The 6,777-nt window shown below is 47.0% G+C and carries 5 protein-coding genes and 1 pseudogene; 4 read left to right on the forward strand and 2 right to left on the reverse strand.

Annotation, left to right across the window (positions count from 1 at the left end):
- Positions 1 to 306 precede the first annotated feature (306 nt).
- The 3 genes from pdhA to L4D12_RS03100 are packed head-to-tail and all read left to right on the forward strand — an operon-like array spanning position 307 to position 3,555.
- Positions 307 to 1,395, forward strand: coding sequence for a pyruvate dehydrogenase (acetyl-transferring) E1 component subunit alpha (gene pdhA, locus L4D12_RS03090; protein WP_428446353.1), 1,089 nt, complete (start codon positions 307 to 309; stop codon positions 1,393 to 1,395).
- Positions 1,388 to 2,371 carry an alpha-ketoacid dehydrogenase subunit beta gene (locus L4D12_RS03095; protein WP_428446354.1) on the forward strand — a complete coding sequence of 328 codons (984 nt, stop codon included), beginning with the start codon at positions 1,388 to 1,390 and terminating at the stop codon, positions 2,369 to 2,371. Before pdhA ends, L4D12_RS03095 begins: the two co-directional genes overlap by 8 nt.
- Complete coding sequence (locus L4D12_RS03100; protein WP_428446355.1) at positions 2,368 to 3,555, forward strand: dihydrolipoamide acetyltransferase family protein; 1,188 nt, start codon at positions 2,368 to 2,370, stop codon at positions 3,553 to 3,555. The genes L4D12_RS03095 and L4D12_RS03100 overlap by 4 nt, the downstream gene beginning before the upstream one ends.
- Before the next feature lie 135 nt (positions 3,556 to 3,690).
- Here L4D12_RS03100 and L4D12_RS03105 read toward each other — a convergent pair whose 3' ends face one another.
- Positions 3,691 to 5,031 carry a DEAD/DEAH box helicase gene (locus tag L4D12_RS03105; RefSeq protein WP_428446356.1) on the reverse strand — a complete coding sequence of 447 codons (1,341 nt, stop codon included), beginning with the start codon at positions 5,029 to 5,031 and terminating at the stop codon, positions 3,691 to 3,693.
- A 292-nt stretch (positions 5,032 to 5,323) separates the two neighbouring features.
- On the opposite strand from L4D12_RS03105, the gene L4D12_RS03110 reads away from it, so the two are divergent.
- Complete coding sequence (locus L4D12_RS03110) at positions 5,324 to 5,761, forward strand: DUF2238 domain-containing protein (protein WP_428446357.1); 438 nt, start codon at positions 5,324 to 5,326, stop codon at positions 5,759 to 5,761.
- Between the two features lie 114 nt (positions 5,762 to 5,875).
- Here L4D12_RS03110 and L4D12_RS03115 read toward each other — a convergent pair.
- Positions 5,876 to 6,777 (reverse strand): annotated as a pseudogene (locus L4D12_RS03115) (phage tail protein); the annotation flags it as partial.

Below are 6,777 nucleotides of genomic sequence, written 5' to 3' on the forward strand. Positions count from 1 at the left end.
TAATATTCAGCCTGATATTAAGTATGTCTGAATCTATATGGATAATCTGTCTATCCACAATCAATCTCAACAGTGAGACAGCCTTCTCAGTCAGCCTTCATTGTCTTACTTAAGCCGCTGCAATCAAAGTGTACCGATTTGTTTACTACCACTGAATCAGTAACCCTCAGCGAAGGTTAACATTTTGATTACACTTAGTACTATTGAGCTGTGCTGTTGCTGTTATCGCTTAATAAATATGCTACCAATGGCAAGCTCTTCAATTTGCTGTCCGCCTCATTTGAGGCAGCACATAAGGAGCTACAGATGAATGTACAGGCTATGCAGATGCATCGCTTTATCGATCATCACGGTACCTTGGTAAAACCCCTACCAGAGTGGGCTGATCTCACTACACTGAAAAAGTTTTACTGTGACATGGTACTTACCCGCACCTATGACAATAAAGCCGTTGCCCTACAACGAACGGGCAAACTCGGTACTTACCCATCCCACTTAGGATCTGAAGCCATTGGCATTGCCATTGGCCAAGCACTCAAGCCCAGCGATGTTTTCATACCCTACTATCGCGATCTGCCGGCACTCTGGGCCCGTGGAATCGGCCTAGAAAAAAACCTGCAATATTGGGGGGGCGATGAACGCGGCAGTGACTTTTCATCAGATAACCACCACTGTCGTGACTTACCTTTTTGTGTCCCTATTGCAACGCAATGTACCCACGCTGTTGGGGTCGCCGCCGCACTTAAAATTCAAGGACAGCATCAGGCTGCACTTGTCACTTGTGGTGACGGTGCCACGTCAAAAGGCGATTTTTTGGAATCCCTTAATTGTGCTGGCGCATGGAATATTCCCTTAGTGTTCGTCATCAATAACAATCAATGGGCGATCTCCGTTCCCCGCGCAATACAATGCGGCGCTGAATTTCTTTCAGACAAAGCCAAGGGTGCAGGTATCGAGGGGATCACCGTCGATGGCAACGATGTTGTTGCCATGTATGACATCGTGCTCAACTGTATGAACAAAGCCCGCAAAGGTAAAGGAGCAACACTGATAGAAGCAATCAGCTATCGCCTTAGTGATCACACAACCGCTGATGATGCCTCCCGTTACCGCAGTGATGAAGAACTGTCTACAGCTTGGCAATACGAACCACTGTCGCGCTTGAAAATATTTCTCATTGAACAATCCGCCTGGTCAGATCATGAGGAAACAGAATGGCTGCACCATTGCAAACAAGTTGTTGAGGCCGCCGTCGAAAAATACCAAACCGTCACCCCTCAACCGCCTGAGTCAAGTTTCGATTACCTCTATGAGTCGTTAGATACAGACTTAAATAAACAGCGCGACGGTATCATTAACAAAGCAATGCGTATGCAGGGGGGTAAACATGGCTGAGATTACCTTACTGGAAGCAGTTAACCTCGCCCTTCATCATGAAATGGCTCACGATCAAAACGTCATAGTTATGGGGGAAGATGTCGGCGATAATGGCGGCGTCTTTCGAGCTACAGTGGGACTAAAAGAGAAATACGGTTGTAAACGCGTAATTGATTCACCACTAGCAGAGGCATTGATTGGTGGCGTCGCCGTCGGTATGGCAAGCCAAGGTTTGCGCCCTGTTGCTGAATTTCAATTTCAGGGGTTTGTTTTCCCCGCCATGGAACACTTAATTTGCCATGCCGCCAGAATACGTAACCGTACACGTGGCAGACTCACCTGCCCTGCGGTGTTTCGCGCGCCATTCGGTGGTGGCATCCACGCCCCAGAACATCACTCTGAGAGTATCGAAGCACTGTTTGCCCATATCCCCGGGCTCCGTGTCGTCATACCTTCTTCACCACAACGGGCTTACGGCTTACTACTAGCATCAATACGCAGTAATGATCCTGTCATGTTTTTTGAACCAAAACGCATTTACCGCACAGTCAAGTCTGATGTCATTGACGATGGTACAGCCCTTCCTCTCAATACATGCTTTACCCTACGGAAAGGACGTGATCTCACCTTAGTGACTTGGGGAGCCTGCGTCGTCGAATCATTACAAGCAGCGGCGACATTATCAAAACAAGGCGTAGAAGCAGAAGTGATCGATCTGGCGACCATCAAACCACTAGACATGACAACCATTATTGCCTCACTTGAGAAGACGGGACGTCTACTGGTTGTCCATGAGGCGAGTAAAACCTGCGGCGTCGGAGCCGAAATTCTGGCCCGAGTGTCGGAGCAGGCAATGTGTTTATTAAAAGCCCCGCCGAAACGAGTAACAGGAGCAGATACCATTATGCCGTATTATCGTAATGAGGCGTATTTCATGATTCAGGAAGAAGACATTATCTGCGCAGCAGAAGAGTTAGTGGAGGGCTGGAAATGAAAACCTTTTTATTGCCCGATTTAGGCGAAGGCCTTGCCGAATCAGAAATTATCCAATGGCATGTCAATGTCGGTGATCATATCGAACTTGATCAACCTGTCGTGACGCTGGAAACTGCCAAAGCAACGGTCGAGGTACCAGCCCCCTACAGTGGCACTATTGTCAGCCGCTACGGCAATGAAGGCGATATTATCGGTATTGGTAGCCTCTTGTTAGAGATTGAAGAGACCAAGCCTGAGGCCAAAACAGAAAACAAAACTAACAGCACAAACAATCTTGAAATAAAAACCGAAACAAAAATGGATGCAGCCACTGTCGTTGGTAATGTCTCCCAGCAAGATCACAACGTAAATACCGATGAATTTTGGGTCGAACGTGAACATGAACAACCACAGTCGCAACCCCATACAACGCAATTGACGGCGTTACCTTCAGCGCGAGTACTGGCAAAAAAGCTCGGGGTTGATCTTTCTGCAATACAAGGCACAGGGCCTGATGGAGTGATCCTTGATTGTGATATCTACCATGCCTGTGATAAACAACTGCCTGGAACCGAAGTGCTAAAGGGTGCACGACGTACCATGGCCAATACCATGGCCGCATCGCATCAATCTGTTGCCGCCGTTACCATCACCGAAGAAGCTCGGTTAGATCAATGGCAAGCTGATGAGGACATTACCTGCCGTTTAGTTAAAGCGATTGTAACGGCTTGTCGTCAGGAACCCGCACTCAATGCGTGGTTTGATGCCGAAACCATGACCCGCTGCGTCCATACAACGGTTAACATCGGTATCGCCGTCGATAGCGAGCATGGACTTTACGTGCCAGTGCTTCGGCATGCCGATGAATACAGTAACAAAGGGATCAGGCAATGGGTAGATAAGACCGTATCAGGGATCAGAGAACGTAAAATAGGCCGTGAGCAACTTCAGCATGCCACAATCACCCTCTCTAACTTCGGCGCCATCGCAGGTATTTATGCCACTCCTGTTGTAACTCCACCACAAGTTGCCATTATTGGTGCCGGACGGGTTATCAGTAAGCTGGTCCTTCACGATAAACAGCCCACACAGATCAATATCATGCCTCTTTCCATGACCTTTGACCATCGAGCCTGCACTGGTGGAGAAGCAGCACGATTTATGAAAGCTCTAGTACTGCATTTACAACAAGCAACAACCTAATCAGACCTAACCTCGACGCCAATTTGGCTGTCGCGACCAAACAAACACACACATAAAAAAGGCCCGTCATCGCTGACGGGCCTTTTAAACTAAATTATTACAAGAATAGAAAACTGACTATACGCGCACGTATGATTAATCTTCTGCTGATGGATCAACTGGCTTTTTCTTTTTAGGGATAAAGACGTTATCACCCACCGCCTGATTGTCGTAAAAACGCTTATCACGTTTACGCTTCGGCTGCTCAGCGGCTGTTTGTTTCTTCACTTCAGGTTTCTTAGACGTTGGTTTTTTCTTGGTAAATTTCTTCTTAGGCGCTGGTTTCAACCCTTTAAATTTACCTTCCAGACCTTCTAATGTCGTGAAGCTAATTTCCTGCTGTAGGAATGCTTCTACATTTTTAAAGCTCTTCCAGTCTTTCGGACCAACCAGTGAAATCGCATCACCCTTGTTACCAGCACGGCCTGTACGGCCAATACGGTGCACGTACTCTTCAGCATGCTTTGGCATATCGAAGTTGATAACGTGAGAAACCTTCTCAATATCCAGACCACGAGAGGCAACGTCTGTCGTTACCAGGATCTTGTGACAGTCACGCTCAAACTGGCTCATGATACTGTTACGCTGAGGCTGGCTTAGATCGCCACTTAGCGCAACAGCCTTCAACTTACGTTCATTAAGCTCTTTCGTCAGGCGATCGGTATCTGCACGCGTTGCCGTAAAGATGATCAATTGATCGTAATCTTCGGTTTCCAGAATCTTATCAAGCAGCGCTTGTTTATGATCTAAGTGATCACACAAGTAAAAACGCTGTGTAATATCAGTATGTTGCTCTGCTGAGTGACCAATTGAGATACGCTTTGGCGCATCAAGCATCTCAGCCGCAATACTAACAACATCGGTATGATCCAACGTTGCAGAGAACATCAATGTCTGACGACGACGATGATTAGCCGCTTCATGAATACGACGAAGTTGCGCTTCAAAACCAAGATCAAGCATACGGTCAGCTTCATCAAGAATCAGCATTTCCAAGCCATCAAGACTCGTACTACGGTGCTCAAGGTGATCGGCCAAACGTCCCGGTGTCGCAATCACAAACATAGGATCGTTACGCAGCGCTTTTACCTGATCATTGAAGTTTTCACCGCCAACAATCAATGTCGCATCATACGGTGTACCCGCATTCAACATACGCAGATGGGCAAATACTTGTTTAGCCAGTTCACGGGTCGGTGTCAGAATCAATACACGAGGATCACGACGTGTGAACGGTTTGCTTCGATACATACGCTGCATTGCAGGTAGAAGGAATGCAAGAGTTTTACCAGAGCCCGTTTTCGACGATGCCAATACATCCTTGCCCATGATGGCAACAGGAATGGCAGTTTGTTGAATTTCAGTTGGTTTATTGAACGCCAGGTGATTCAATTTTTGAAGCAGGCGCTGGTCTAATCCAAGATCTTTAAAATACAAAATGGTGCTCCGGTGATAATGCTCTAGAACTGAGCAAATATGATACAGTTTTAACCCTATGTGACGGTTCTCACATAGTTCTGAATTTTGTTAGCAGAGAATTATACCACATTTCTTTTTCCTGACACGCCATACATGTGGTTTTACGCCTTCCTTTTTTATCTTATTTTGCCGTTTTTTTTGCGAACCATATCGCGACTTGCCCAATACAGCGCTTGCACAATCACTAATTTTGTAATAAAACACTGTATTATTACATCAACAAATCAACTAGAGAAAGGACACACCAAGAATGGATAACTCTCAACCTTATTCAAAAACAGCTCAGGTTCTCGCGTTAGTGGTTGGATCTACTATTGTTTGGTCTGGTATTAACCCTGCATTTCACGCGGTCTGGGTAGCTGAAATCGTTCCTGTTGCCCTTGCCTTTGTATTGCTCGTATTGACTCATAAACGCTTTACCTTTTCCAATACCGCTTACATTTTCATGTCTGTCTGGCTATTCATGCACGCCATCGGCGCGCACTATACCTTTGCCAATGTCCCCTTTGACTGGTTCAATGATGCAATAGGCTCAGAACGTAATCACTACGATCGCATTGCTCATTACTCTATCGGGTTTTATGCCTTTCCTATTGCAGAATACTTAGTGCGAAAAGAACATTGTAAACCCGTGCTTGCCGCAATATTTGGCCTCTTTGCCATCATTGTAGCCGACCGCGAGGTTTGACAAACGAAACCGCATGAAATGGCAAATCATTTTTTGTCATTCCATGCGGTTTCTTTGGTTAATAGCGGCAATCAGTGTTTAATCAGTCAAAAATTAAAACCCAGTAAACGCTGTTTAAACAGTTTGCGGGGGATATTGAACAGCAATCAGCTGTGTATAACTTTGCATTGCTTCATGGCCATTTCGTATAGCGGTGAGTTCGATTTGAAGGTTGGTGGTGGCTTCCGGTATCACTACAGCGTCAAAGGTCAATTCAGTCTCAGCCGTGACCTCTTCATGCAACACTATACCTGTATCTGCATCAGTCAGGGTAACCTTAGTCTCTGTGCCCGTTTCGGGTAGGTTGTTACTGAACCAGTCTGATAAATGCTGGGGTTCGGCCACTTCGCTGATACGACTACGGTGTGACAATGTCACAAGCAATGGCAGCGTGACTTGCTCAGGCCAATACTCGCCATTTAGCTGCACGTTCACAACGCATAATGGTTTTATTGCTCGGCCTACCATCTCAATCTCAGCAACCGTGGCGACGGCTTCATCCAGTGTTCCTTTCGCTGTTACCGTCAGGCCACGCAGGCTGACTCGCTCACCGGTGGTAAATTCCGTCGCCAGTGCATCACCATCAAGGCTGGTCACCAACGTCATGGCGTTATGGGCTTGCGGCATCGTATCCAGCACCCCGCGTTTTACCTCAGCCACATCACCATCCAAGCTCATGATCACAACCAATTCGTCACCCACCATGCAGATCATCGGCAGCTCTTGTCCTGCAAAATCACGCCCTGCCAGATTGAGCTGAGTATCGGTGCGACAGGCGGGGGCAAGTAAGAGTGAGCACGGCGCAAAGCTTGCCCGGTGGCTGTAGATCCAGCGGTCAAAGTGGCTGTAATAGAGGTCAGCACCAAGGGTATCGCTGGTTGGTTTCTCGGCCAACCAACCCACAATGCAGGTGTATTCGTTCATGGCCGCCAGTTCGGACGGATTGAGCGTATTAGCCAACAGCCAGTAAGGCAGCT

The sequence above is a fragment of the Photobacterium nomapromontoriensis genome (assembly GCF_050336815.1).
Classification (GTDB): domain Bacteria; phylum Pseudomonadota; class Gammaproteobacteria; order Enterobacterales; family Vibrionaceae; genus Photobacterium; species Photobacterium nomapromontoriensis.